The organism is Roseovarius sp. D0-M9, assembly GCF_037083805.1.
Lineage (GTDB): Bacteria > Pseudomonadota > Alphaproteobacteria > Rhodobacterales > Rhodobacteraceae > Roseovarius.
In genome coordinates this window covers 69,589-93,701 of record NZ_JBAPKZ010000012.1, presented here as the reverse complement: position 1 = coordinate 93,701, position 24,113 = coordinate 69,589, and the positions used below count along the sequence as shown (strand labels likewise).

21 protein-coding genes are annotated in these 24,113 nt (G+C 63.3%); 11 read left to right on the top strand and 10 right to left on the bottom strand.

Annotation, left to right across the window (positions count from 1 at the left end; all coding sequences use genetic code 11):
* Window positions 1-67: 67 nt before the first annotated feature.
* Entirely contained in the window at window positions 68-343 is a 276-nt protein-coding gene (locus V8352_RS10075) for a hypothetical protein (protein ID WP_336424157.1), read from the bottom strand.
* A 109-nt stretch (window positions 344-452) separates the two neighbouring features.
* Window positions 453-1,199 (bottom strand): methyltransferase domain-containing protein, encoded by a 747-nt coding sequence (locus tag V8352_RS10070; RefSeq protein WP_336424156.1) that lies wholly within the window; start codon window positions 1,197-1,199, stop codon window positions 453-455.
* 105 nt (window positions 1,200-1,304) lie between these two features.
* Here V8352_RS10070 and gloB point away from each other — a divergent pair, with 105 nt between their 5' ends.
* The 3 genes from gloB (at window position 1,305) to V8352_RS10055 (ending at window position 5,530) form a co-directional block, all read left to right on the top strand.
* On the top strand, window positions 1,305-2,072 hold the full coding sequence (gloB, locus tag V8352_RS10065; RefSeq protein ID WP_336424155.1) for a hydroxyacylglutathione hydrolase: 768 nt from the start codon (window positions 1,305-1,307) through the stop codon (window positions 2,070-2,072).
* A 159-nt stretch (window positions 2,073-2,231) separates the two neighbouring features.
* Window positions 2,232-4,556 carry an ATP-dependent Clp protease ATP-binding subunit ClpA gene (gene clpA / locus V8352_RS10060; RefSeq protein ID WP_336424154.1) on the top strand — a complete coding sequence of 775 codons (2,325 nt, stop codon included), beginning with the start codon at window positions 2,232-2,234 and terminating at the stop codon, window positions 4,554-4,556.
* A complete protein-coding gene (locus tag V8352_RS10055; protein ID WP_336424153.1) occupies window positions 4,553-5,530 on the top strand; it encodes a M23 family metallopeptidase in 978 nt (325 codons plus the stop codon). The genes clpA and V8352_RS10055 overlap by 4 nt, the downstream gene beginning before the upstream one ends.
* Here the strand turns inward: V8352_RS10055 and V8352_RS10050 are convergent.
* The 3 genes from V8352_RS10050 to V8352_RS10040 form a co-directional block, all read right to left on the bottom strand.
* On the bottom strand, window positions 5,517-7,319 hold the full coding sequence (locus V8352_RS10050; RefSeq protein WP_336424152.1) for a peptidoglycan -binding protein: 1,803 nt from the start codon (window positions 7,317-7,319) through the stop codon (window positions 5,517-5,519). The two genes, V8352_RS10055 and V8352_RS10050, sit on opposite strands and share 14 nt — an antisense overlap.
* Before the next feature lie 3 nt (window positions 7,320-7,322).
* Entirely contained in the window at window positions 7,323-8,552 is a 1,230-nt protein-coding gene (locus V8352_RS10045; protein WP_336424151.1) for a biopolymer transporter ExbB, read from the bottom strand.
* 67 nt (window positions 8,553-8,619) lie between these two features.
* Window positions 8,620-9,150, bottom strand: coding sequence for a gamma-glutamylcyclotransferase (locus tag V8352_RS10040; RefSeq protein WP_336424150.1), 531 nt, complete (start codon window positions 9,148-9,150; stop codon window positions 8,620-8,622).
* Window positions 9,151-9,265: 115 nt separating this feature from the next.
* On the opposite strand from V8352_RS10040, the gene V8352_RS10035 reads away from it, so the two are divergent.
* Window positions 9,266-10,282 carry a DUF2125 domain-containing protein gene (locus tag V8352_RS10035; protein ID WP_336424149.1) on the top strand — a complete coding sequence of 339 codons (1,017 nt, stop codon included), beginning with the start codon at window positions 9,266-9,268 and terminating at the stop codon, window positions 10,280-10,282.
* A gap of 32 nt (window positions 10,283-10,314) precedes the next feature.
* Here V8352_RS10035 and V8352_RS10030 read toward each other — a convergent pair whose 3' ends face one another.
* From V8352_RS10030 to rpsD, 4 genes are all read right to left on the bottom strand, one after another.
* Entirely contained in the window at window positions 10,315-11,184 is an 870-nt protein-coding gene (locus V8352_RS10030) for an extensin-like domain-containing protein (RefSeq protein WP_336424148.1), read from the bottom strand.
* Window positions 11,181-12,098 (bottom strand): prephenate/arogenate dehydrogenase family protein, encoded by a 918-nt coding sequence (locus tag V8352_RS10025; RefSeq protein ID WP_336424147.1) that lies wholly within the window; start codon window positions 12,096-12,098, stop codon window positions 11,181-11,183. Before V8352_RS10025 ends, V8352_RS10030 begins: the two co-directional genes overlap by 4 nt.
* Window positions 12,095-13,180 carry a histidinol-phosphate transaminase gene (hisC, locus tag V8352_RS10020; RefSeq protein ID WP_336424146.1) on the bottom strand — a complete coding sequence of 362 codons (1,086 nt, stop codon included), beginning with the start codon at window positions 13,178-13,180 and terminating at the stop codon, window positions 12,095-12,097. The genes V8352_RS10025 and hisC overlap by 4 nt, the downstream gene beginning before the upstream one ends.
* 132 nt (window positions 13,181-13,312) lie before the next feature.
* Complete coding sequence (gene rpsD, locus V8352_RS10015) at window positions 13,313-13,933, bottom strand: 30S ribosomal protein S4 (protein ID WP_336424145.1); 621 nt, start codon at window positions 13,931-13,933, stop codon at window positions 13,313-13,315.
* A gap of 348 nt (window positions 13,934-14,281) precedes the next feature.
* On the opposite strand from rpsD, the gene V8352_RS10010 reads away from it, so the two are divergent.
* The 3 genes from V8352_RS10010 (at window position 14,282) to V8352_RS10000 (ending at window position 19,997) form a co-directional block, all read left to right on the top strand.
* Window positions 14,282-15,445, top strand: a complete 1,164-nt coding sequence (locus V8352_RS10010; RefSeq protein WP_336424144.1) for an efflux RND transporter periplasmic adaptor subunit — start codon at window positions 14,282-14,284, stop codon at window positions 15,443-15,445.
* 2 nt (window positions 15,446-15,447) lie between these two features.
* Complete coding sequence (locus tag V8352_RS10005) at window positions 15,448-18,546, top strand: efflux RND transporter permease subunit (RefSeq protein ID WP_336424184.1); 3,099 nt, start codon at window positions 15,448-15,450, stop codon at window positions 18,544-18,546.
* Between the two features lie 272 nt (window positions 18,547-18,818).
* Window positions 18,819-19,997: a CFI-box-CTERM domain-containing protein gene (locus tag V8352_RS10000; protein ID WP_336424143.1), complete on the top strand. Its 1,179-nt coding sequence runs from the start codon at window positions 18,819-18,821 to the stop codon at window positions 19,995-19,997.
* A 33-nt stretch (window positions 19,998-20,030) separates the two neighbouring features.
* Here the strand turns inward: V8352_RS10000 and V8352_RS09995 are convergent, their stop codons facing one another.
* On the bottom strand, window positions 20,031-21,032 hold the full coding sequence (locus tag V8352_RS09995) for a hypothetical protein (protein ID WP_336424142.1): 1,002 nt from the start codon (window positions 21,030-21,032) through the stop codon (window positions 20,031-20,033).
* Between the two features lie 177 nt (window positions 21,033-21,209).
* Here V8352_RS09995 and smpB point away from each other — a divergent pair, with 177 nt between their 5' ends.
* The 4 genes from smpB to V8352_RS09975 all read left to right on the top strand — a co-directional run bounded on the left by smpB (window position 21,210) and on the right by V8352_RS09975 (window position 24,077).
* A complete protein-coding gene (gene smpB / locus V8352_RS09990) occupies window positions 21,210-21,686 on the top strand; it encodes an SsrA-binding protein SmpB (RefSeq protein ID WP_336424141.1) in 477 nt (158 codons plus the stop codon).
* The gene (locus V8352_RS09985; protein WP_336424140.1) at window positions 21,686-21,967 is read left to right on the top strand and encodes a hypothetical protein; all 282 of its coding nucleotides are present in this window, start codon (window positions 21,686-21,688) and stop codon (window positions 21,965-21,967) included. The genes smpB and V8352_RS09985 overlap by 1 nt, the downstream gene beginning before the upstream one ends.
* Before the next feature lie 66 nt (window positions 21,968-22,033).
* Window positions 22,034-22,891, top strand: coding sequence for a 3-mercaptopyruvate sulfurtransferase (gene sseA, locus V8352_RS09980; protein WP_336424139.1), 858 nt, complete (start codon window positions 22,034-22,036; stop codon window positions 22,889-22,891).
* Window positions 22,892-22,895: 4 nt separating this feature from the next.
* A complete protein-coding gene (locus V8352_RS09975) occupies window positions 22,896-24,077 on the top strand; it encodes an amino acid aminotransferase (RefSeq protein ID WP_336424138.1) in 1,182 nt (393 codons plus the stop codon).
* Window positions 24,078-24,113: the final 36 nt, after the last annotated feature.

The following is a 24,113-nucleotide window of genomic DNA, read 5'->3' as shown; positions in this document are numbered from 1 at the left end:
GCACTCAGCACTCTTATCATTGCAGTCCGGCGTGGGTCTAGCAGAGCGTTGAGCGCTTGCCAAGTTGCTATGCGGCCCGCGACACGGTGTCAAAATCAAATGTTTTCAACATGATAGGAACGCCAAGGCGCTTTCGGGCAAAAAATCGGGCCTCGAACATCGTGTTTTGCGGATGGAACGACGAATCCGAAATATGGTTGTTTGCGCTAAACTTCGGCTCGACCAGACCGCTTTGATCCCGCAGGCCGCGATTGGCGATGCGTGCAGGGGATGGCAGGGCCGCCCCAGATGTATCCACGAATCTGGCGATACGGAAAACTGCTGCTCCGGATTCTTTGGTCATCGGTGCGGGCGAAGTCGATATATCGGCAGCTCAGCTCGATTGAAGTACCGTGCAAGCCCGCGCCCGGACAAAGACCGTCCCGCCGGAGTTCAGGTCAACCACACGCACCTCAGATCTGCCCGGCCACCGGCTTGGGCTTGGGTGCCAGCGCCTCCAGCGGCTTGCGCACGCTCGCACGCAGGCCGGGCCCGCGCGGCGCCTGCACACGCTTGGTTGCCTCGACCATCAGGACACCGCCCGCTGCGATCACCGACATCTTGCCGCCCAGACGCTCCCACATGCCGGCCGTCTTGCGCCAGAACCGGCGCGAGCTGGGCGGCTGGTAAAGCGTGGTCATGTGCCGTTCAGGCAGAAAGCTATGGGATTTCAGAAGGCTTTCCAACTGGGTCTGGCTGTAGGGCCGGCCAGATCCAAAGGGCGTGCGATCACTGCGTGACCATAGACCGGCACGGTTTGGCACCACGAAAAGCGCAGATCCCCCCGGCCCCAGCACGCGCCAGCATTCATCCAGCAGATCGGCTGGCCGCTCACTCGCCTCCAGCGCGTGTATCACAAGGAGCTTGTCGACATGCCCCGTCTCGATCGGCCACAACGTTTCTTCGCACAGAACCGAGATATTGGGCATTTTCTGCGGCCAGGCGACCACCCCCTGAGGCCCTGGCATCAGAGCGATCACACGGCGCGCGTCGCTCAGATATGGCCTCAGAAACGGCACCGCAAAGCCAAAGCCGACGACTGTCTGCCCCTTTGCCTCGGGCCACGCCGTCGCAATTTCGGCGCGCACGGTTTTCTGCACGGCACGGCCCAGCGTGCTGCGATAATAGAAATTCCGTAACTCCTGCACGTCGACATGCATTGCAGTGGCACCCTTGATCCGTCACGCTCAAGACTAGCTTATGAAGGGGGCCGGGAAAATAGGCCATGGCCCCGACGTCCACGTCTGACACCAAGGAGCGCCTCAATGCCGTTCGAGATTGCCACCATCCCCTGCCTTTCGGACAACTACGCCTTTCTGGCACATGATCCAGCCACTGGCGCGACCCTTTGCGTCGACGTGCCCGAAGCGGCCCCGATCAAGGCGGCACTGGAGCAGCGGGAATGGACGCTCAGCCACGTCCTTTTGACGCATCACCATGCCGACCACGTGCAGGGATTGGACGCGCTTCTGGGGGATCATCCCGCGCAGGTCATCGGCGCCAAGGCAGATGCGCACCGCCTGCCCGCGCTGGATCTGCAAGTGTCCGAGGGTGACGAGATCACCATCGGCGACCAGATTGGCCGGGTGATTGATGTCAGCGGGCACACCACCGGCCACATCGCCGTGCACTTTGCCGCCAGCCGTGCGGTCTTTACCGCAGATAGCCTGATGGCGCTTGGATGCGGCCGTCTCTTTGAGGGCACTCCGGACCGGATGTGGTCCTCACTGTCCAAGTTGATGGCGCTGCCGCCCGAGACGATTGTCTATTCCGGCCACGAGTATACCTTGACGAACGCTAAATTTGCGCTCACCGTTGATCTTGGAAACTCCGATCTTATATCCCGTGCCAGACAGGTTGAAACGGCCCGTGCCGAGGGCCGCGCGACAGTTCCCACAACTCTGGCCGAGGAATTGGCCACCAACCCCTTTCTACGCGCCGCCGACCCGGACATCCGGGCGCATTTGGGCATGCAGGAAGCGACCGACGCCGCCGTCTTTGCCGAAATCCGCGCGCGCAAAGATGCCTTCTAAATTAACAGCACCAAAACGGCACAGCAGTTCACGATTGCGGAAAAGTGACCTCGCTTTGCGAAAAAAACCTTGAAGCGTAGCGGTTATCGACCAAACTTTAAGAATATAAGGCCAAGGTAGTCGGCATACCGCCGCACCAGACAAGAAGGAGCACCCCACGTGCCTTCATTCTCGACCACACTGGAACAGGCAATTCATGCCGCACTGGCGCTGGCCAATGCGCGCCAGCACGAATTCGCCACCCTGGAACATCTGCTGCTCGCCCTCGTGGACGAGCCTGACGCAAACCGCGTGCTCAAGGCATGCAGCGTCGACTCCGAAGAACTGCGCACCACGCTTGTCGAATTCATCGACGATGAGTTGTCGAACCTCGTGACTGACATCGAAGGCTCCGAGGCGGTCCCGACCGCCGCATTCCAGCGTGTCATTCAGCGCGCGGCGATCCATGTGCAATCCTCGGGCCGCACCGAAGTCACAGGCGCAAACGTGCTCGTCGCGATATTTGCAGAGCGCGAGTCGAATGCCGCCTATTTCCTACAGGAACAGGACATGACGCGCTACGATGCGGTCAACTTCATCGCGCATGGCGTGGCCAAGAACCCCGCCTTTGGCGAGGCGCGGCCTGTCTCCGGCGCCGATGAGGACACCAGCAGCACGAGCCAGGATCCCGGCGCTGTCGAGCAAGGCGAATCGGCGCTAGCCAAATACTGCGTGGACCTGAACGAGAAGTCGCGCACCGGCGATGTCGACCCGCTGATTGGCCGGGCTGGCGAAGTCGAGCGCTGCATTCAGGTGCTGTGCCGCCGCCGCAAGAACAACCCGATCCTCGTTGGCGACCCCGGCGTGGGCAAGACCGCAATTGCCGAGGGTCTGGCCTATAAGATCGTCAAGGGCGAGACACCCGAGATCCTGTCGAAAACCACCATCTATTCGCTCGACATGGGTGCGCTGTTGGCCGGCACGCGGTATCGTGGCGACTTCGAAGAGCGGCTGAAGGCGGTGGTGACCGAGCTGGAAAACCACCCTGACGCGGTGCTGTTCATCGACGAGATCCACACCGTGATCGGCGCAGGTGCCACCTCGGGCGGCGCGATGGACGCCTCGAACTTGCTCAAGCCCGCGCTTCAGGGTGGCAAGCTGCGCTGCATGGGCTCCACCACCTACAAGGAGTTCCGCCAGCACTTCGAAAAGGATCGCGCCCTTGCGCGCCGTTTCCAGAAGATCGACGTGGCCGAGCCTTCGGTCGAGGATGCGGTCAAGATCCTCAAGGGCCTCAAGCCCTACTTCGAGGAGCATCACAGCGTCAAATACACCAACGAGGCGATCAAGACCGCCGTTGATCTGGCCTCGCGCTACATCAACGACCGCAAGCTGCCCGACAAGGCCATCGACGTGATCGACGAGGCGGGCGCAGCCCAGCATCTGGTCGCCGCCTCCAAGCGCCGCAAGAGCATCGGCGTCAAAGAGATCGAGGCCGTTGTCGCCAAGATCGCCCGCATCCCGCCCAAGAACGTCTCGAAGGACGATTCGGCGGTGCTGCGCGATCTGGAGACGTCGCTCAAGCGCGTGGTCTTTGGCCAGGATACGGCCATCGAGGCGCTGAGTTCAGCGATCAAGCTGGCCCGTGCGGGCCTGCGCGAGCCTGAAAAGCCCATCGGCAACTACCTCTTTGCCGGTCCCACCGGCGTGGGCAAGACCGAGGTGGCCAAGCAGCTGGCAGACACGCTGGGTGTTGAGTTGATCCGTTTCGACATGTCCGAATACATGGAGAAACACGCGGTCTCCCGCCTCATCGGTGCGCCTCCGGGGTATGTCGGCTTTGATCAAGGCGGCCTGCTGACCGACGGCATCGACCAGCATCCGCATTGCGTCCTTCTTCTGGACGAGATCGAAAAGGCGCACCCGGATGTCTTCAACATCCTGCTGCAAGTGATGGATCACGGCACGCTGACGGATCACAATGGCCGCAAGGTCGATTTCCGAAATGTCGTGCTGATCATGACCTCGAATGCGGGGGCCTCGGAGCTGGCCAAATCGGCAATCGGCTTTGGCCGCGAGCGCCGGACGGGCGAAGATACTGCCGCGATCGAGCGCACGTTCACGCCCGAATTCCGCAATCGTCTTGATGCGACCATCTCATTCGGCCCGCTGCCGAAAGAGGTCATCATGCAGGTCGTCGAAAAGTTCGTGTTGCAACTCGAGGCGCAGCTGATGGACCGCAATGTCACGATCGAGCTGACGGCGCCCGCCGCCGAATGGCTGGGTGACAAGGGCTATGATGACAAGATGGGTGCGCGTCCCTTGGGTCGCGTCATTCAGGAGTACATCAAGAAGCCACTGGCCGAGGAGCTGCTCTTTGGCAAGCTGGCGAAGGGCGGTGTCGTCAGGGTCGGCGTCAAGGACGGCAAGATCGACCTTCAGATCAACGGCCCAGACACACCGCGTCTGAGCGGTGGGAAGCCGCCGCTTCTGACGGCCGAGTGAAAATTTGCGCGAATATTGCGGCGCTCGCCTTTGTGGCGGGCGCCGCAAGCGCGCAAGATGCCCCGCGCCTCGGCCTGCCGGTCGATTGCACGCTGGGCGACACCTGTTTCATTCAGCAATACACCGACGTAGACCCCGGCCCCGCCGCGCAGGATTTCATGTGCGAGGGGCTCAGCTACGACGGCCACAAGGGCACAGATTTCGCCCTGCCCTCTCTGGCGGCGATGGAGGGTGGCGTCGCGGTCATCGCGGCCGCGCCGGGCACTGTCCGGGGCATCCGCGATGGTATGGCGGACAGAGTCCATGAACCGCAGAGCGGCGATGACCTGGCGGGCCGCGACTGCGGCAACGGCGTGGTGATCGACCATGGCGACGGCTGGGAGACGCAGTATTGCCACATGGGCAAGGGCTCGGTCCTCGTGTCAACGGGCGATCAGGTCGAGCGCGGCACGGCCCTCGGGCAGATCGGCCTTTCGGGCCGCACGCAGTTTCCGCATCTCCACCTGAGCCTGCGCAAGGATGGAGAGGTCGTGGATCCCTTCCGCCCCGAGGGCGGATGTGGGGCACAGGGCGCCAGCGCTCTGTGGATTGATCCGCTCAGCTATCAGCCCGGTGGCCTTCTGGCGGCGGGCCTGTCGGTGACGGTGCCCGAATACGATGCGGTCAAGGCAGGGACCGCAGCAATCACCCAAGTCGCTCCGGACGCCCCATCGCTGGTGGCGTGGGGGTATGGATATGGTGCGCGGCCGGGCGATGTCGTGCGCCTGACGATCATCGGGCCGGGCGGCGAGACGCTATTTCAGCATGAGGCGCAATTGGAAAAGGCGCAGGCGCAGTATTTTCGCGCAGCGGGCAAGCGCGCCCGCGCGCGCTGGCAGGGCGGCGACTACACGGCGCGCGCCGAATTGCTGCGCGGCGGCAAGGTGATCGACACCGCCGAGCGCGGCACGGCCGACGGCCCTATTTCTCAGTAAATTTCAGCTCGATCCGGCGGTTCTGCGCCCGCGCTTCGGCGCTATCTCCGGTCGCGATGGGCTGATATTGCCCAAACCCGTTGGCCGCGAGGCGATCGGGCGGCAAGCCGAGGAAATCGATCATGTAGCGGACGACAGACAAGGCGCGCGCCTGGCTCAGCTCCCAATTGTCGACGAATTCGGCCGAGCCGAGGATCGGCACATCGTCGGTATGGCCGTCGACCCGGATGATCCAGTCGATGCCGTCCGGAATGTCGCCCGCAACGTTGCGCAGGATTTCGGCGACCTTGGCAATTTCGTTCTTGCCCGAGTCCGACAGCGTCGCCTGCCCCGGCGCAAACAGAACCTCCGAGCTGAAGACAAATCGGTCGCCCTCGATGCGCACCCCCTCCTGGTTGCCCAGAACGTCACGCAGACGTCCAAAGAAGTCCGAGCGATAGCGCTCCAGATCCTGCTTTTCCGCCTCCAGCAGCCGGTTCTTTTCCTCCTCGGCCTCGCGCCGACGCTTTTCGGCGGCAGCGACGCGCGCCAGCGCGGCATTCAGATCTTGGCCAAGAGATTCAATCTGCACGTCGGTTGCGGCCTCGCGGGCCTTCGCATCGTCGAGCAGCGCCTGCAACTGACCCAGCTGATCGCGCAGCGCGGCGACCTGCTGATTGAGCAGCTCCTCCTCTCGCAGCGCCTCTTCGGTGCGGGCCTCTTGCTCATTCAGCGACTCGCGCGCTTGTGCCAGAAGGGCCGCGCGCTCTTGGGCTGCGGACATCTGCGTCTCGGCAGCGGTTTCAGCGGCGCTTTGCGCGGCAAGCGCGGCAGCAAGCCGTTCGCGCACCTCTTCCATGCTCAGCGCCTGCTCTTCCTTGAGCGTCTCAAGCTCGGCCTCGAGCGCTGCGACGCGCGCCTGCGCGGTGTCCAGATCATCGCCAAGCGTCTCGGCCCGCGCGCCCGATTCCTCCTGCTCGGCCAGCGCAGCCGCAAGGCGCGCTTCCAGATCGGCGCCGCTATCGCGCGCGGCCGCCAGCAGGGTCAGCGTCTCTTCGGCCCGGCGGCGCTGCTCTTCGAGGGCGAGGGTCATGGCGGTCAGTTCGGCTTGCGCGCCCGACAGCCGCTCGCGCAGCGCCTCGGCGGCAGCCGCCTCTGCAAGGCGCGCGGTTTCGGCGGCGTCCAACTCGGCCTCGGTCTCTTGCAGCGCGGCGGTGCGCCCCTCGGCCTCGGCGCGCAGATCAGCGGTCAGCGCCTCCAGCGCGTCGCGCTGCGCCGCCGCAAGGCGGGCCGCCTCAGCCTCGGCATCGACCTCCTCCCGCAGATCGGCCAGTGCCAATTGCAGCGCCTCCTGCTCGGACATCAGCGTATCGCGCGTGTCCTCCAGATCGCTGACCTGCCCCAGCGCGCTGTCCCGCTCGGCCAGTAGGCTTGCGACCTGCGTCTCGAAGCTGGCGATGCGGGCATCCGCCGCCGCATTGGCCTCGTTCAGCGAGGCGATGAGGGCGGTCTGCTCCTCCTGCCGCTCGCGCGCGTCCTCCAGCGTGGAGGTCAGGGCGCCGACGCGCTCTTCCAAGGTGGCGCTGCGCTCCTGCTCAAGGCCGAGGGCCCGCGACAGCGCCGCAACCTCAGACGACAACGTGTCCAGCTGAGTCTCCTGCCCCGTGATCGTCTCGCGCAGGGCAAACTGCACGACCATGAAGATGGTCAAAACGAACATCAGGACCAGCAAGAGACCCGTCATCGCATCGACGAAGCCCGGCCAGATCGACGATTGGAAGCGTTGGCCGGTGCGGCGAGGCAGGGCCATGACCTAGCCCTCCCGCTCCGGCGTGTCGGAGCCGCCACTGGCGATGCCCGGCGCCGCACGATAACTGCTCCGGCGGGTCGTGCGCGTGCCTATCAGCGCGGATTTCAGACCCGCCAGATCCGTGCGCAGCTCGCTCACCGCCTCCTGCCGTCCGGCACTGATTTCCTCAAGGATTCGAAGCATCTGCACGTCGATCGAGCGCAGGCGCATCCGGCTTTCCGCATCCAGTCCGGCCTCGGCCGGGGCTTTTTGCGCATGGAGCGCCTCGATCAGACGCTCCTGCCCGTCCGCGACGCGGCCAAGCGCCGCCGACGTGCCAGTGTTGTCGGTCTGATCGGCCAGCCGCGTGACCGCCGCAGCAAGGCTGGCCATCTGCTCGTCCGAGGCGGCGCGCGCGATGTCCGATTGCGTCAGCATCTGCTGAAGCGACTCCATCTGCTCGCTCATCTGGTCAATGATGCCGGTCAGCAGCGCCTGCTCGGTGCTGCCATCGTCGGCCCCCGCGAGGCCGACCCGCGTGATGGTCGACATCCACTCTTCGAGCTCGCGGTAGAAGCGGTTCTGACCGTGGCTTGCGAACAGTTCCAGCAGGCCCACGATCAGCGATCCGGCAAGGCCCAGCAGAGACGAGGCAAAGGCGACGCCCATCCCGCCAAGCTGTGACTGCAGGCCCGTCATGAGGCGGGAAAAGACCTCGACCCCACCTTCGCCCTCTCGCGGGGCGAGGCCCTGAATGGTCTCGACCAGCGCCGGAACCGTTGTGGCGAGGCCATAGAATGTGCCCAGAAGGCCAAGGAAAATCAGCAAGTTGACGATATATCGCGTAATCTCGCGCGCCTCGTCTATGCGCTGCGCAACCATATCCTGGATAGAGCGGGCCGAGGTTTGCGAGATTTGCATGCGCTTGCCGCGCTGGCGCAAAAGCGTGGCAAGCGGTCCCAGCAGCAGGGGCGGCTTGGTCTCTTCGGAGCCCGGCACCTCGCGCGCAAAATTCTCGATCCAGCGGACCGAGCCGATCAATTGGAATACCTGCCAGAAACAGGCGATCACGCCGATCAGAAAGACAAAGAAGATGAACCCGTTAAGATAGGGGTTTGCCTCAAAAACCGGCAGCACGCGCGGCATCGCGATGAACGCGCCAAGCCCTGCCAGGCCCAGCACCACGAACATGCTGACGATCTGGCGCCATGGCTGTGAGAATTGCTGCTCGACCTCACGGTCCGGCTTGTCCATGCGGACGCTCCAGGCTCTTGTGCAAATTGGGTTTACCCTACGCGGATTGCCCCTCCAAGCCAAGGCGTTATGCGCAAAGTTGACGCACTCGGGCAGACAGCCATTCAAGGTCACCGTCGCTGATGCCAAGCTCGGCCAGATGGGCGGCGGTGTTGTGCAGATACTCGGTGTTGGGCCCGCGCCCGCCGACCGCGCGGGCGATGATGCGGGCCTGCTGCTCAAGCGGCAGACCCCCGCAATACTGCACGTGGTGCGGATCAATCACGTAGGTGACCGCGCGCACGGTCTGGCCATCCTCAAGTCGAATGTCGATGTCGCGCTCCAGATAGGCCGAGGAGATCAGCTCGCGCGCGCGCAGGTAGTCCAGCGTCTCGGCCTCGCGCCCCGCAGCCACAGCCAGCGCGACACCCCGGCATTCGGCGCCATGCGCCTCGTCCAGCGCCAGGACCAGCCCCGGTTCCTTGTCGGTGCCACGATGATGGACCGAGCGCATGCAAAAGCTGCGCGCATAGCCCGGCAGGGTCGCGATGATCTGGCGCTCCACCTCGAAACCGGGGTTCCACACCAGCGAGCCATAGCCGAACACCCACATCGTCATAGTTTCGTCTCTCCTTTTGTGCCTGCTCGCATATCCTGCGATACATCGCGGCTGTGGGCATCCGCCCGAAACACTCTATAAACACCTTTGCAAAGAGGCGCAAAAGGGGGCAGTCATGCGGATATTGCTGGCGATCTGTCTGGCATTGGCTGCGGCCTGGGCCGGGTATTGGTTCATCGGGTCGGGCGCAGTGAAATCGGGCATCGCCGCGTGGTTCGATGCACGGCGCGCCGAGGGGTGGGTGGCCGAATATTCCGATCTGACCGTGCAAGGGTTTCCCAGCCGGTTTGACACCACCCTGACGGAGCCTCGGCTGTCGGATCCCAGCTCCGGGCTTGGCTGGCAGGCGCCGTTCCTTCAGCTCCTGACGCTCAGCTATACGCCCAATCATGTGATCGCGGTCTGGCCGAACACCCAAGATGTCTCCGGGCCTCAGGGCACCTACACCCTGACCAGCTCGGACATGCGCGCCTCTCTCATCGTTGCCGCCAGCACATCGCTGGCGCCAAAGCGCGCAACCCTGACCGCCGCGGACCTGTCGTGGGCGCCCTCGACCGGGGGCGACGCCGCCAGCATGGCCGCATTGCGGCTGGCCGCAGAGCGGATCGAGGACGCGCCCGGCAGCGGCGACGCGCGCTATCACCTCGGCCTTGCGGCCGATGACTTGGCGCCGCCGGCGGACCTCTTGGCAATTGCGAATGCGGCCGACACGCAGCCCCGCGTCATCGACAGCCTGACCGCCGATATCACTGTTGATTTCACCGCTCCGTGGGATCGCACCGCAATCGAGGAAGTCCGCCCGCAGCCGACCCGGATCGATATCACGCGCCTCACCGCAAGCTGGGGCGCAATGACGCTGGAGGCTTCGGGCACTCTGGACGTGGATGCGCGCGGCCTGCCCGAGGGCATGATGACGCTCAAGGCGCGCAACTGGCGCGACATGCTGGCGCTGGCGCAAGATACAGGCGCCCTGACGCCGGACGCGGCAAGCATGGCCGACCGGGCATTGGGCATGGTTGCGACCGCGTCAGGCGACGACAAGACGCTTGAAATGCCGCTGCGTTTTGAGGGGGGCCAGATCTGGCTGGGGCCTATGCCCATTGCGGATGCGCCCGTGCTACGGTTCCAATAAGGCGCGGCTGCGCAGCACTACGGCGGGTCGGTTCAGCGGCAGTAACTGCCGCTGCGATACCGCGCGGTGTCAAAGTGGAAGTGATCCTTGTGGAACCGGTCCGACTCGGGGCCCAGCACCGTGCCGAATGGCCCGCAGGCCGAGCGGTGCATCCGGCTGAGGATTTGCCCTTTTTGCCCGCGTCCCCAATCGGACAGCAGCGTGATCGTGCGCCCGTCGCGCAACAGGAAGCCCGATATGTCTATCGCCCGCCCGCGCCCATGTTCCGAAACCTTGGCGCCAGACTGATTGTTCCGCGTGCGGCAGGCGTAATGCGCTGAAACGCGCAGTTGCGCCACGCCGCCGCCATAGCTGCCGACTGCGGGTTTCATGCCGGTTGCGATCCACGTCTTGACCGCGCTGGCGGTGCGGCAGTCCATCAGCGCGTGCTGGCTGAGCGCGATGCCGTCGATGCTGCGCACCCTGACGGCATCGTCGATCCCGCACGCCGAAATGCGGCCCGGCACATGGCCCACGTCCTCGCCCTGAATGGACGGATCACCGCAGACCATGCCGCGGGCGCGCGCCTCCTTGCGCTTTTGCGCCTCGCGGCCAATGACGAGGGGGCGAAGAAGCGGCCTGAGCGAGGAAAGAAGGCCGCCGCGCTCCTGATTGGCGGCACCGGGCGAGGGAGTGGTGGCCCTATCGCTGCGATCTCGCCCTGCCGGGCTGCCCGTCTCGGCGCTCGCGCGGGACGGCTGAGTTTGGACAGGCTGGGTTTGAGCAGACTGGGTTTGGGCTGGTTCGGATTGGGGGGTGAGTTCAGAGGGCCGCGCAAGGGGTCGCAGGGATGTCTCGGGGGCGCCGGCAAAAGCGGCGCTGGCGGCGGCGATCACGGCGACCATGATCGCGGCCCGCCTCATCCGCCGCGCTCCCTGCCGAAGTTTGGCTCGCCCGTGTCCTGACCCGCCTCGATGATGCCGCGCCGGATAGCGCGCGTGCGGGTGAAATACTCGTGAAGATGATCGCCATCACCGGTGCGGATCGCGCGTTGCAGCGCAAAGAGCTCTTCGGTGAAGCGGCCCAGAATTTCCAGCGTCGCCTCGCGGTTGTTGAGGAAAACGTCGCGCCACATGGTCGGATCGCTGGCCGCGATCCGGGTGAAGTCACGGAAACCGGCGGCAGAATACTTGATGACCTCGCTATCGGTCACGCGGCCCAGATCATCGGCCACCCCCACCATGGTGTAGGCGATGAGGTGCGGCGCATGGCTGGTCACGGCCAGCACCAGATCGTGATGGTCTGCGTCCATCTCATTGGTCAGCGCGCCCATGCCCTGCCACAGCGCCTCGAGCCGATCCACGGCGGCGCGGTCGGCGCCTTCCTGCGGCACGATCAGGCACCAACGGTTGTCGAAAAGCTCGGCAAAACCGGATCTTGGCCCCGAATGCTCGGTCCCGGCCAGCGGGTGGGCTGGCACGAAATGCACATCTGCTGGTAAATGCGGTGCCACGGCGTCAATCACCGCGCGCTTGACCGAGCCGACATCACTGACCGTCGCGCCGGGTTTCAGGCCCGGAGCTATCTCGGCGGCGACCAGCCCCATGGCGCCGACAGGCACGCAAAGAACGACCAGATCGGCCCCCTCGACAGCCGCCGCCGCGCTATCCTCGATCCGGTCGCACAGGCCAATCTCTCGCGCGACATCGCGCGTCTCGGCAGAGCGCGCATAGCCGACGATCTCGCCCACAAGCCCCGCGCGGCGCATTGCCAGCGACATGGACCCTGCGATCAGACCCAGCCCGATCAGCGCGACGCGGCCATAGATATGGCTCATCGTGCGGTGGCCATGAATTGTCCCACCGCATGGGCGACGCGGCGGCAGCTGGCCTCATCCCCGACGGTGATGCGCAGGCAATTGGGCAGGTTATAGCCCGCCACGCGGCGTACGATCAGACCTTGGGATTTCAGGTGATCGTCGCAGGCCTCGGCCTCGGCCTGATTGGCGAAACGGGCGAGGATGAAATTGGCAAGTGAGGTGTCCGAAGGCACGCCATGCTCGGCCAGCGCCTCGGCCAGCCAGCCGCGCCAGCGGGTGTTGCCCTCGCGGCATTTCTCGGCCCATTCGGTATCGCGGATCGCTGCCTCGGCGGCGGCCAGCGCGGCAGAGGACAGATTGAAGGGGCCGCGCACACGGGCCAGCACGTTCATCACATGCGCCGGGCCATAGCCCCAGCCAATGCGCAGACCGCCCAGCCCGTAAAGCTTGGAAAACGTGCGCGTCATCACGACATTCTGGCGCGCCTCGACCAGCGCGGCACCACCATCATAGCCCTCGACATATTCCGCATAGGCACCATCGAGCACCAGCAGGACATGATCCGGCAGGTTCGCGGCAAGGCGCGCAACCTCGCCCTCGCCCACCATCGTGCCGGTGGGGTTGTTGGGGTTGGCGATAAAGACCAGCCGCGTCGCCGGCGTACAGGCATTGAGGATCGCATCCACATCTGTCACCCGCTCTCGCTCGGGCACCTCTACAGGTGTCGCGCCATTGGCCAGCGCGCTGATGCGATACATGCCAAAGCCGTGCTCGGTATGGATCACCTCGTCGCCGGGTCCGGCATAGGCCTGGCACAGGAAGGCAATAATCTCGTCGCTGCCGTTGCCGCAGAGGATCCGCGCAGGATCAAGCCCATGCATCTCGGCGATCGCATGGCGCAGGTCTGCGTGATCCGAGGACGGATAGCGATGCAGGTTGTAGGAGGCATTGCGAAACGCCTCCTTGGCGGCATCGCTGGGTCCGAACGGGTTTTCGTTCGAGCTGAGCTTGACCGCATTTTCAACGCCCGGCACATGCGCGGCACCGCCCTGATAGAGCGTGATGTCCAGAATACCTGACTGAGGTGTGATGTTACTCATGCGCTCCCCTCCAACGACGCCCGTTCTACCGATGGCATCCGGCGTTGACCAGTGCCAATGAAAAGGCCGCCCCGGTTTCCCGGCGCGGCCAATGCTCGCATCGCACAGAATAAGACAGCGTAAAGCGGCGCTTTAGTTCTGAGCGTAAAATTCGATGACGAGGTTCGGCTCCATCACGACCGGATAGGGCACATCGCTCAGACCCGGCGTGCGCACGAAGGTCGCGCTCATCTTGGAGTGGTCGGCGTCGACATAGTCGGGCACGTCACGCTCGGCCAGTTGGGTCGCCTCGAGAAGGACGGCCATCTGCTTGGAACGGTCACGGACCTCGATCACGTCACCCTCTTTCACGCGGTAGGAGGGGATGTTGACGCGCTGGCCGTTCACCTTGACGTGGCCGTGGTTCACGAACTGGCGTGCGGCAAACATCGTCGGCACGAACTTTGCGCGGTAAACGACGGCATCGAGGCGGCGCTCGAGCAGGCCGATCAGGTTCTCGCCGGTGTCACCCTTGACGCGGGCGGCCTCGGAATAGATGCGCTTGAACTGCTTTTCGGTCAGGTCGCCGTAGTAGCCCTTGAGCTTCTGCTTGGCACGCAGCTGAAGACCGAAGTCGGAAATCTTGGCCTTGCGGCGCTGGCCGTGCTGGCCGGGGCCGTATTCGCGGCGATTGACGGGTGATTTGGGGCGGCCCCAAATGTTTTCGCCCATGCGGCGGTCAATTTTGTACTTGGCAGACGTGCGTTTGGTCACGGCTGATCTCCTTGCTATCGTTTGCGAAGGGCGTTGTCCTCTGGATTGCTCCCGACAGGCATCCCCTTGCGAGGGCCACCAACACCAATGAAGCCGCGCTTATATCGGGGTTTGGCGCGGAGTCAACGGGATCTGCCAAAAGAGATGCACGGGTGCCCGGTCCCGGACATGAAAGGTCATACCGCGCCACCTGATGGGACGCGCCCAGATTTTCGAGTGACCTTGATGTAGCATATCGGTGGAAATCGTGCTTTGCCTGCGTGGACACACAGAATTGACGTGCTTTTCTGCGGTATGCGCTAGATGCTATGGGCTTACAACGCAGGCAAACAGAGGAATGCTCCGATCATGAAAGCCCTTCGGCAAATCCTCCTCTCGTTCGCTGTTGTTGCCGCTGGCGTTTATGTCTGGATCGCGTATGTGCCCGCCGCCCAGCCCATGCTGGACCGGATCGGACTTCTGGATCTGCTGGGCATCGAGGCTGCGGACGGCGAGGACCAAAATGCCAAGGGCCCCGGCGGCCCGGCGCGCGTGGTAACAGAACGCGTCACCGAACAGGCGTTGGCAGACAACATAACGGCCATCGGCAATGGCCGGGCGCACCGATCGGTCAGCGTCCGGGCCAATGCAGAAGGGATCATCATGGATCTGATGCTGGAGGCCGGTCAATACGTGGAGAGCGGCAGCGTCATCGCGCGTCTTCAGGATCAGGCCGAACAGATCGCTCTGGAGCGCGCGCAGATCCAACTTCAAAACAATCTGGCTGACGCCGAACGGATCAGGCAACTGGCCACCACAGGCGCCGTGACAGAAGTGCGTGTGCTCGAAACCGAGTTGGCGATGCGCAGTGCGGAACTGGCCGTGCGGCAAGCCGAATTCGACCTGTCCGAGCGTCAGATCGAAGCGCCCATTTCAGGGTGGGTCGGGATCATCGACCTCGAAATAGGCGACCGCGTGAGCGCGCAGGACATCCTGGTGACGATTACCGACCGCTCGAGCATTCTGATCGACTTTCGCGTGCCCGAACGGGTGGTCGGTAAAATCATGATCGGCCAGCGCATCGACGTAACGCCCTTGGGCCTGCCCGACCGGATCCTGAGCGGTGAAGTTGCGGCGATTGATACGGTTGTGGACCGCGCCAGCCGGACGTTGCTGGTGCAGGGCCGGGTGCCGAACGACGAGGATCTGCTGCGCGACGGGATGGCCTTCTCGGTGAAGCTGTCCTTTCCGGGCGATACATTGTTGTCGATCGCGCCCTTGGCGCTGCGATGGTCCAGCGGCGGCCCTTATGTCTGGGCGGTGCGCGAAGGCAAGGCAGTCGAGGCGCCAGTGGCCATCGTTCAACGCAACAACGATGCCGTACTCGTCACATCGGATGATCTGAAGCCGGGGGAGACTGTTGTCACCGAAGGCGTCCAGACCCTGCGGGAAGGTGCCGAGGTTACCCCGCTGGCGCAAGAGGAAGAGGCCGCATCTGCCGGGCTTTCCACGAAACAGGGGGCTCAGCTTTGAGCGTGCCGTCCAAATCGGACGCACCCGGCACGGCGCTGTTCGTGCGCCGGCCCATTCTGGCCTTTGTCTTGAACGCACTTATTATTCTTGCCGGTGTGGCGGGTCTGGTTGGTGCGGAAATTCGGGAACTGCCCAATGTCGACCGGCCCGTGGTCACGATCACGACCCCCTTTCCGGGCGCTTCGCCAGAATCCGTCGATCAGGAACTGACCGGCCGGATCGAAGGCGCGGTCGGGCGCGTGTCGGGCGTGCGCAGCATTTCGTCCAATTCGCGCTTTGGACGCAGCCGGGTCACCGTCGAGTTCAACGACAGCGTCGATGTCGATGTGGCTGCGACGGATGTGCGCGATGCGGTCGCGAGAATTGTCAACGATCTCCCGGAGGATGCGGACCGGCCCGAAATCGTCAAAGCCGATGCAAATGCGCAGCCGGTCATGCGAATCGCCGTGATATCGGGCGGGCGCTCACCCCAGGAATTGACGGCGATCGTTCAGGATCGCATCGAAGATCGGCTGATCTCAGTCGAAGGTGTCGCCGATCTTCAGATCTATGGTGACCGCGAGCCGATCTTTCGGGTCGATATCAATCAGCTGGAACTGGCGAGCAGGGGTCTGACACTGGCCGATATGGAGCAGGCCTTGTCCGACGTCGCGCTTGATACGCCAGCGGGCGATCTGGCCGGCGACCGCCAATCCATCAACGTGCGCACCACCGCGAATGTGGCGACGGCCGAGGCGTTTTCCGCGCTAGAGCTCAAGAAAAATGTCACGATCGGAGACGTCGCAGAGGTGACACTGGGCCCTGCCCCCGGCGAGACGATCCTGCGCGCAAATGGCCAGCAAGGCGTGGGCATCGGTGTCATCCGGCAGTCAACGTCGAACACGCTGGAAATCTCGGCTAATGTGCATGAGGTCGTCGCCGAGCTGAACCGGACCCTGCCCGAGGATGTCGATGTCATCGTCACATCCGATGACGCAATCTTCATTTCCGGAGCAATCTCCGAAGTGCTGAAAACGCTGGGCTTTGCGGTCCTCATCGTCGTGGCGGTCATTTTCCTGTTCCTGCGCGACGTTCGCGCAACGCTCATCCCCGCGCTGACCTTGCCGGTGGCCTTGGTCGGCACTCTGGCCGCGATCTATCTGGTCGGGTTTTCCATCAACATCCTGACACTGCTGGCGCTGGTGCTGGCGACCGGCATGGTGGTGGACGATGCCATCGTCGTTCTGGAAAACATCGTGCGGCAACGCGCGGCGGGCATGGGGCCTCGGGCGGCTGCCGTCCATGGAACGTCCCAGGTCTTCTTTGCCGTGGTCACCACGACGGCGACGCTGGCTGCCGTGTTCGTGCCCCTGTCATTCTTGCCGGGGCAGGCCGGCGGGCTCTTTCGGGAGTTCGGTTTCACGCTCGCCATGGCGGTCCTGCTGTCGTCCATCGTCGCGCTCAGCCTGTGCCCGGTTCTGGCCAGTCGCCTGCTGACCAAGCCGCCAAAAAAGGATGCGACCGGCCCCATGATCTGGCTGGGAAATCGGCTGATGCGGCTTTACGAGGCGACCCTGCGCGGTGCTTTGGCGATGCCGATGGTGATCGTGCTGGTCGCCCTGTTCGTGGCCGTGACCGCCGCCATGATGGCCGGTAGCATCCGGCAGGAACTCACACCCTCCGAGGACCGCGCTGTCGTGCTGCTCAGCATTACGGCGCCGCAGGGGGTGTCCCTGGACTACACGCAGTCCAAGATGAACGAGATCGAAGAGGCGGTCACGCCTCTGATCGAGAATGGTGAGATTTCCTATACCTTTGCCTTCAGCGGATACAGCGCCGACAACCGCGGCTTCATGGTGTTCACGCTGGCCAAATGGGATTCCCGGAACCGCGGCCAGCAGGACATCGTGAGCGACATCAACGAAAAGCTGTCTGACGTCATCGGGGTGCGTGCCTTTGTCATCCAGCCCAATTCGCTTGGCATCCGGGGGGCTGGCCGGGGCCTTGCCTTCGCCATCACCGGCAACAGTTACGAGCAACTGGCGGATGTCGCCGAAAACATGGTGGACCGGTTGCGCCAGACCCCCGGCATGGGGCAGGTCCAGCTGGAGTATGAGCGCACGCAGCCGCAGCTGTTCGTGCAGATCGACAGGGCGCTGGCCGCTGATCTTGATATCGACATCACCGGCCTCGGCCGGGCGTTGCAGGCCATGCTGGACGGGCGCAAGGTGAGCTCGGTCTTCATTGAGGACAAAAGCTTTGACGTCCAGATGCTGTCCACGTCCAATCCGATCAATGATCCGGGCGATCTTGAGAATATCTTTGTCCAGTCCGGCAGCGGCCAGATGGTTCCTATGGCCAGCTTTGTAACGCTCGAGGAACGCGCCATTGCCCCTGAACTCGACCGCGAGGGACAGAACCGTTCGGTAGAACTGACTGCGGGCCTGACGCCCGAACTGTCACTGGGCGACGCGATGACCCAGGTTCGCGCGATCGGCCAAGAGGTTCTGGCCGATGAAAACCGCATCGTGCCGCTGGCGGAGGCCGCCACGCTGGATCAGACCAGTTCTGGCCTCCTCATTACGTTCGGCTTCGCGATCCTTGTGGTGTTTCTGGTGCTGGGCGCCCAATTCGAAAGCTTTGTCTCTGCCGTCGTGGTGATGGCCACCGTGCCGCTCGGCTTGGCCTGCGCCGTATTTGCACTGCTGCTGACGGGCCAGAGCCTGAATGTCTATAGCCAGATCGGTCTGGTCATGCTGATCGGAATCATGGCCAAGAACGGGATTCTGATTGTCGAATTTGCCAACCAGCTGCGCGACAAGGGCGAGACTGTCCATGATGCCATCCTCAATGCGTCGACGATCCGGCTTCGCCCGGTGATGATGACGATGACCTCGACGGTCTTGGGCGGCGTGCCATTGGTCATGTCCGCAGGAGCCGGGGCCGAGGCGCGCGAGGCCTTGGGCTGGGTGATCGTTGGCGGGCTGGGGTTGGCCACACTCTCGACGCTCTATCTGACGCCGGTCGCCTATCTGTTGCTGGCCCGTTTTTCAGCGCCTAAGGCGCGGGAAGAGGCGCGCCTGCAACAAGAGCTGGATGCCGCGCGGGTGCAAACCGAATAACCCTGCAGGGCCTGCAAACGATGCGCGCTTCAAACGGACCTTGCTGATATTGCCGGCAGGGGTGCGACGGACAAGCAAGACCTGCCATCCTAGACTGTCCGTAAGCTGGCCTTTTGAGACACATCATCTTTGCGCCGCACGGCACAGCACAGTTACCTTGCGCCATGAGTCAAAAATTTCCTGATACATCCCATTTGGACAAATCAGCCGGAAATATCCTCGAAAAAGTTGATCTGGAAGGCTGATTATTGCAACTTTTAAATTGCACACATTTGAAGACCGAAGACTTTTTATCAGGAGATTTTGTGATCCATTTTTCACGCCGCCGCCTTTTGGGCACACTTGGTGCCACCGGCCTGACAGGCTCCGCCCTACCCGCCGTCGCCAGCCATGATACAGAGCTGTGTGAGGCCGACGCATGGGTCGGGGACTGGACCGTCAAAATAAGCATCGCTTCCAGGTTTTCTTCCGGGTCAAACGGCGACTTCATCGGGTACGAATACAAGACCCGTGCACTTCATGGTCCATCGGGGCTCGTGCTTTCCATGACCACAGGCTCTACCGATGCATTGGAACAGCAGTATTTTGCAGACGGTTCCGCAGCCAATGTGGATATCCCCACATATCACTATGTGTCGCTTTTCACGCCGGAATATCAGGGCAGAGCGCCGATGGAGGTGCGGACCTTTCTATTGGCGATCAACGCAGACACAGGCGACGAGTCTAGTATTGTCCAGCTGTTCGAGCCGCGAGACATCTGTGAGGAAGCCTCCGGCGACGACACGGCCGATGATTATGCCAAACAGAATGGACGGCTCGAATGTGTCCCATACGAAGAACCTGACAAATGGCCAAGGCTCAACTCGTCCGATCCCAGCACGCGAGGCTGGGAGAAAACAACAGTTTCGCATCACGATCAGGCCTATGGCGTCGCAAAGATCTTGCTGTCTGCGCAGACGGTCTGGCTACGGCTTGGGTATCGCGACTTTGACGCCGGGCAATGGAGAACACACGGCCAATACGAGTTGGATACCACCGGCCTCTACCGTGGCATTGAAGAGCTCGCCGAACAGGCGGTGGCACGTCTGGAGCAACACGGTCGTGGGCCGGACACCTGTGACGATTCAAGTTGCTTTCTGACCACTGCGTGCTGCACCCATATGGGTCGGCCGGACACTTGCGGCGAGCTTCAAACCTTGCGCGCGTTTCGAGACGGGTGGCTTGCCCGGCAGCCGCGGGGCGCTGCCGTGATTGCGGAATATTACCGCATCGCCCCCACGCTTTGCGCGCACATTGCAGAGAATCCCGCCGCATTGCGAGCGCTCTATTGGGGCACCATCGTGCCGTGCGTCGTGGCTATACGGCTTGGGGCAAACGGGATTGCTTTTCGGCTTTATCGGCGCATGGTGCGAAACCTTCAGCGCCGGTATGGCGCCCAAGTCGGCGCATAACTCTGATCGCGCGCAAGGCAATCCGATACGCAATCATTCGGATGATCGCAGATGCCCAAAAAAGCTGTCCAATTCAATTTCGTTGGCGTCTACGCGCGCTGGGGTTGCATCGCCCGAACGCTTTGGCGACCCGAACATTTCCACGCCCCCGGTCTGGCGCGCGGTAACGGCGGTCTTGTTCTGGGTTGCCCACATGAGTGCAACTTCGTCTATCGTCGTCGTCATCACGTCTTTTGGTGCCGTAAGCAGCGCCATGCCGATGGTCGGAGCAATCACCAAGGCGGCGAAAATGCCGATTTTGGAATGTGAGGCAAACAATCTATCCAAAGTGAGGAAAAACAGCAGAAGAGTCGCAAATATGACGCCCATTCCGACAATGATCATCATGTTGAAATCAAGGGGCACCAAAAAACGCATCGGGACGACTGCGGCAGAGACCATGACAACACCCAGGAGCAAGGTCATCACGGCTGCACCCAAGCCGGGGCTGGCCTGTCTTTCCGAAGAGGCGTTGGGTGCGTCACCCGGCCCTGCCGACGCATCCGGTGAAGGCCCGGATGCGTCCGGTGCCTCGGTTCTTGGCGCTGTGGATGTCGCCCCGCGTGCGCCCCTTGGCCTCGTATCGGACGCTACGACGCTTGATAGACCCACGACCGGCACAGCTTGGGCAAAATACGCACCCTTGGGAACGGGGCCTTCTGTGATGGCACCGGCAAAGGGTGCGCGCATCATCCCGAACTTTCCGCGCGCATCCTGAAGGGTATAGAGGGGATCACCCTTCTCAACCGCCTCGTCAGGCCGAAAATGCACGTCCGTGATGGTCACCGGATAGGTGAGATGTGTCGGCAATTTCAATCGCTTCAGGGTCATACGCGATACTGTGAGGCGCTCAAATTTCCAATGCAAGCGGTTTTCGCAGCAAGACGAAACACCGATGCGCCGAACTGCTTTGCCGAGGCAAGACCAGGGAATTTGAACCCGTGCGGGCCCACAGGCGCCGGAGCTCTCAATCGCGCGGAACAACGCCTGCGACACGGGCAATCCGGAGTGCGCCAAGTTTATCCCCTGCGTGCAGCGCGGCAACCTGACGCGTCCTGTGCCAGCAGCACACGGGCGGTGGCCCACTCAGGTTTGCATATTCGCAACAAGAAGAATGGCGCCGTGCTCCGCCAATGGCTGGACTTGCGCACGCGGCATGATTAGATCGACATCATGGCAAAAACCGATGAAAACAAGAACTACAAGGTGATCGCCGAAAACCGGCGCGCGCGCTTCGACTATGCGATCGAGGACGATATCGAGTGCGGTATCATTCTGGAAGGGTCCGAGGTGAAATCCCTGCGCCTCGGGGGCGCGAACATCGCCGAAAGCTACGCGACCGTGGACGAGCATGAACTCTGGCTGGTCAATAGTTACGTCGCGCCTTACGCGCAGGCCAAGACCTTTGGTCACGAGGAAAAAAGGCGGCGCAAGCTCTTGGTCTCCAAGCGCGAGATGGCGCGCCTGTGGAACGAGACGCAGCGCAAGGGCATGACGCTGGTGCCACTTGTCCTCTATTTCAACCATCGCGGCCTCGCCAAGCTGAAGATCGGTATCGCCAAGGGCAAGAAGAACCATGACAAACGCGAAACCGCGGCCAAGCGCGATTGGGGTCGCCAGAAGCAACGCCTGCTGAAAGAACACCGCTGATGGAGATGCTGGCTGCGATGATGGCCGGCGCGGTCGGTGGCGTCGTCGGGGGCGCGGTTGACGGCATGAAGGCACGCGGCGGCGCGGGGCACGCAGAGGGCCGGTGGCCCGCCACCCTTCTGGGCATCATTGGCGGCGGGGCCGCGTGGTGGATCCTTGGCGCGATCGGCCCCGATGAAAAAGCGGGGCCGCTGCTGATGTGGCATCTTGTCGGCGGGGCGCTCCTCGGCGGCGCTCTGGCGGCCTTGGCGGTTTTTCTGTTGGGGCGCGCCGCGCGCTGAGCCACGCTTGCCTTGACGCCAGCCGGGTTATACTCAAGGGGGCAACGCAAAACTGAGGGGGCCAACATGTCTGGCGATGATCCGAAAACACTGGTTTCGACCAACTGGCTGGCCGCGCATCTGAAGGATCCGGATCTGCGCATCCTGGATGCGACGACGTTCCTGCCCGGCACGGGGCGCGATGCGCGCGCCGAATATGAGGCAGCGCACATCCCCGGCGCGCGTTTCTTCGATATCGACGAGGTCAGCGATCACCGCTCGGAATTGCCGCATATGGCGCCCAGCCCCGAGAAATTCATGTCGCGTCTGCGCGACATGGGCGTGGGCGACGGGCATCAGGTGGTGGTCTATGACACGCATGGCCTCTTCTCCGCGGCGCGCGTCTGGTGGCTCTTTCGACTGATGGGCAAGTCCGACATTGCCGTGCTGGATGGCGGTCTGCCCAAGTGGCAGGCCGAGGGCCGCGAGACCGAGGATATGCCCCCGATTGTGCGCGACCGCCACATGACCGCGCGGCGCCAGAACCATCTGGTCAAGGATGTCACGCAGGTCTCGGCAGCCTCCAAGCTGGGCGATCACACCATTCTGGACGCGCGCGCCGCACCCCGCTTTCGCGGCGATGCGCCCGAGCCACGGGCAGGCCTGCGCTCGGGTCACATCCCCGGATCGCGCAATGTGCCCTATACCGATCTGCTGAACGAGGACGGCACAATGAAGGCACCGGACGCGCTGCGCGCCGTGCTGGACGCGGCGGGCGCGGATCTGTCCAAGCCTGTCATCACCACCTGTGGGTCGGGCATCACGGCGGCCGTCATCAATCTGGCGCTCGCGCGGATCGGTCACGAGGGCAGCGCGCTCTATGACGGATCATGGACAGAATGGGGCGCCTTCCCCACCGTCCCCGTGGCGACGGGCGACGCCTGAGCCAATGCTGGAGTACCTGCCGCAGCAATCGCCAGACGGAATCCTGCAATTGAAGGAACAGCTGAGCGCCGATCCGCGCGCGCAGAAGGTGGACTTGGGCGTCGGCGTTTACCGCAACGCATCCGGCAACACCCCGATCATGCGCGCCGTCCGCCGTGCCGGGCGGCAGCTGTGGGAGGATGAAACGACCAAGACCTATACCGCGCTGGCCGGGGATGCGGCGTTTCTCGGCAGCGTGCGCAATCTGGTGCTGGGCGAGGCGCCGGGCCTCAATGTCGCGGCCATCGCCACGCCCGGTGGCACAGGCGCGGTGCGCCTTGGCTTTGACCTTGTGCGCATGGCCTGGCCCGATGCACGCGTCTTCTACACCGATCCGACATGGACCAACCACCTCAGCATCCTTGCCTACCTGGGGATGGAGACGGTGCCTTTCCGCTACTTCGACGCCGCCACGCATGATGTGGACATGGAAGGCATGCTTCAGGATCTGGCGCAGTTGCGCGAGGGTGATATCGTGCTGCTGCACGGCTGCTGTCACAATCCGACCGGCGCGGATCTGGATGCCGAAGGCTGGCAGGCGCTGATCGCCTGCATCACTGGCGCAGGCGCGGTGCCGATGATCGACCTGGCCTATCTGGGCCTCGGAGATGGGATCGAGGCGGATGCCGCAGGGCTACGCGCGGTTTGCGCCGCCTGCCCCGAGGTGCTGATCGCGCTGTCCTGTTCCAAAAATTTCGGCCTCTACCGCGAACGTGTAGGCGCGCTGATGGCCGTCACAGGGGACGCCCGCAATGCCGCCCTCGCCCAAGGCTCGCTGACGCATCTCAACCGGCAAACCTATTCCTTTCCGCCCGATCACGGCGCGCGGCTGGTCACGCTCGTGCTGAATGACCCTGACCTGCGTGCCGAATGGCAAAGCGAACTGGACGAGATGCGCGGCCAGATCACCCAGCTGCGCGCCGCACTGGTGCAGGAATTGCGGGCGCGATCGAACGCGGACCGGTTCGATTTCATAGCAAGGCATCGGGGGATGTTTTCGATGATCGGGGCCAGCCCGTCGCAGGTGACGCAGATGCGCACCGAGCACGCCATCTACATGACGCGCGACAGCCGCATCAACATCGCGGGGCTGAGCGCGCGGGACGTGCCCGTGCTGGCCGCCGCGATGATCGAGGTCGGCCTCTGAGCGCATCTCGCGACGGGCTTGCGCGCCGCCGCCCCA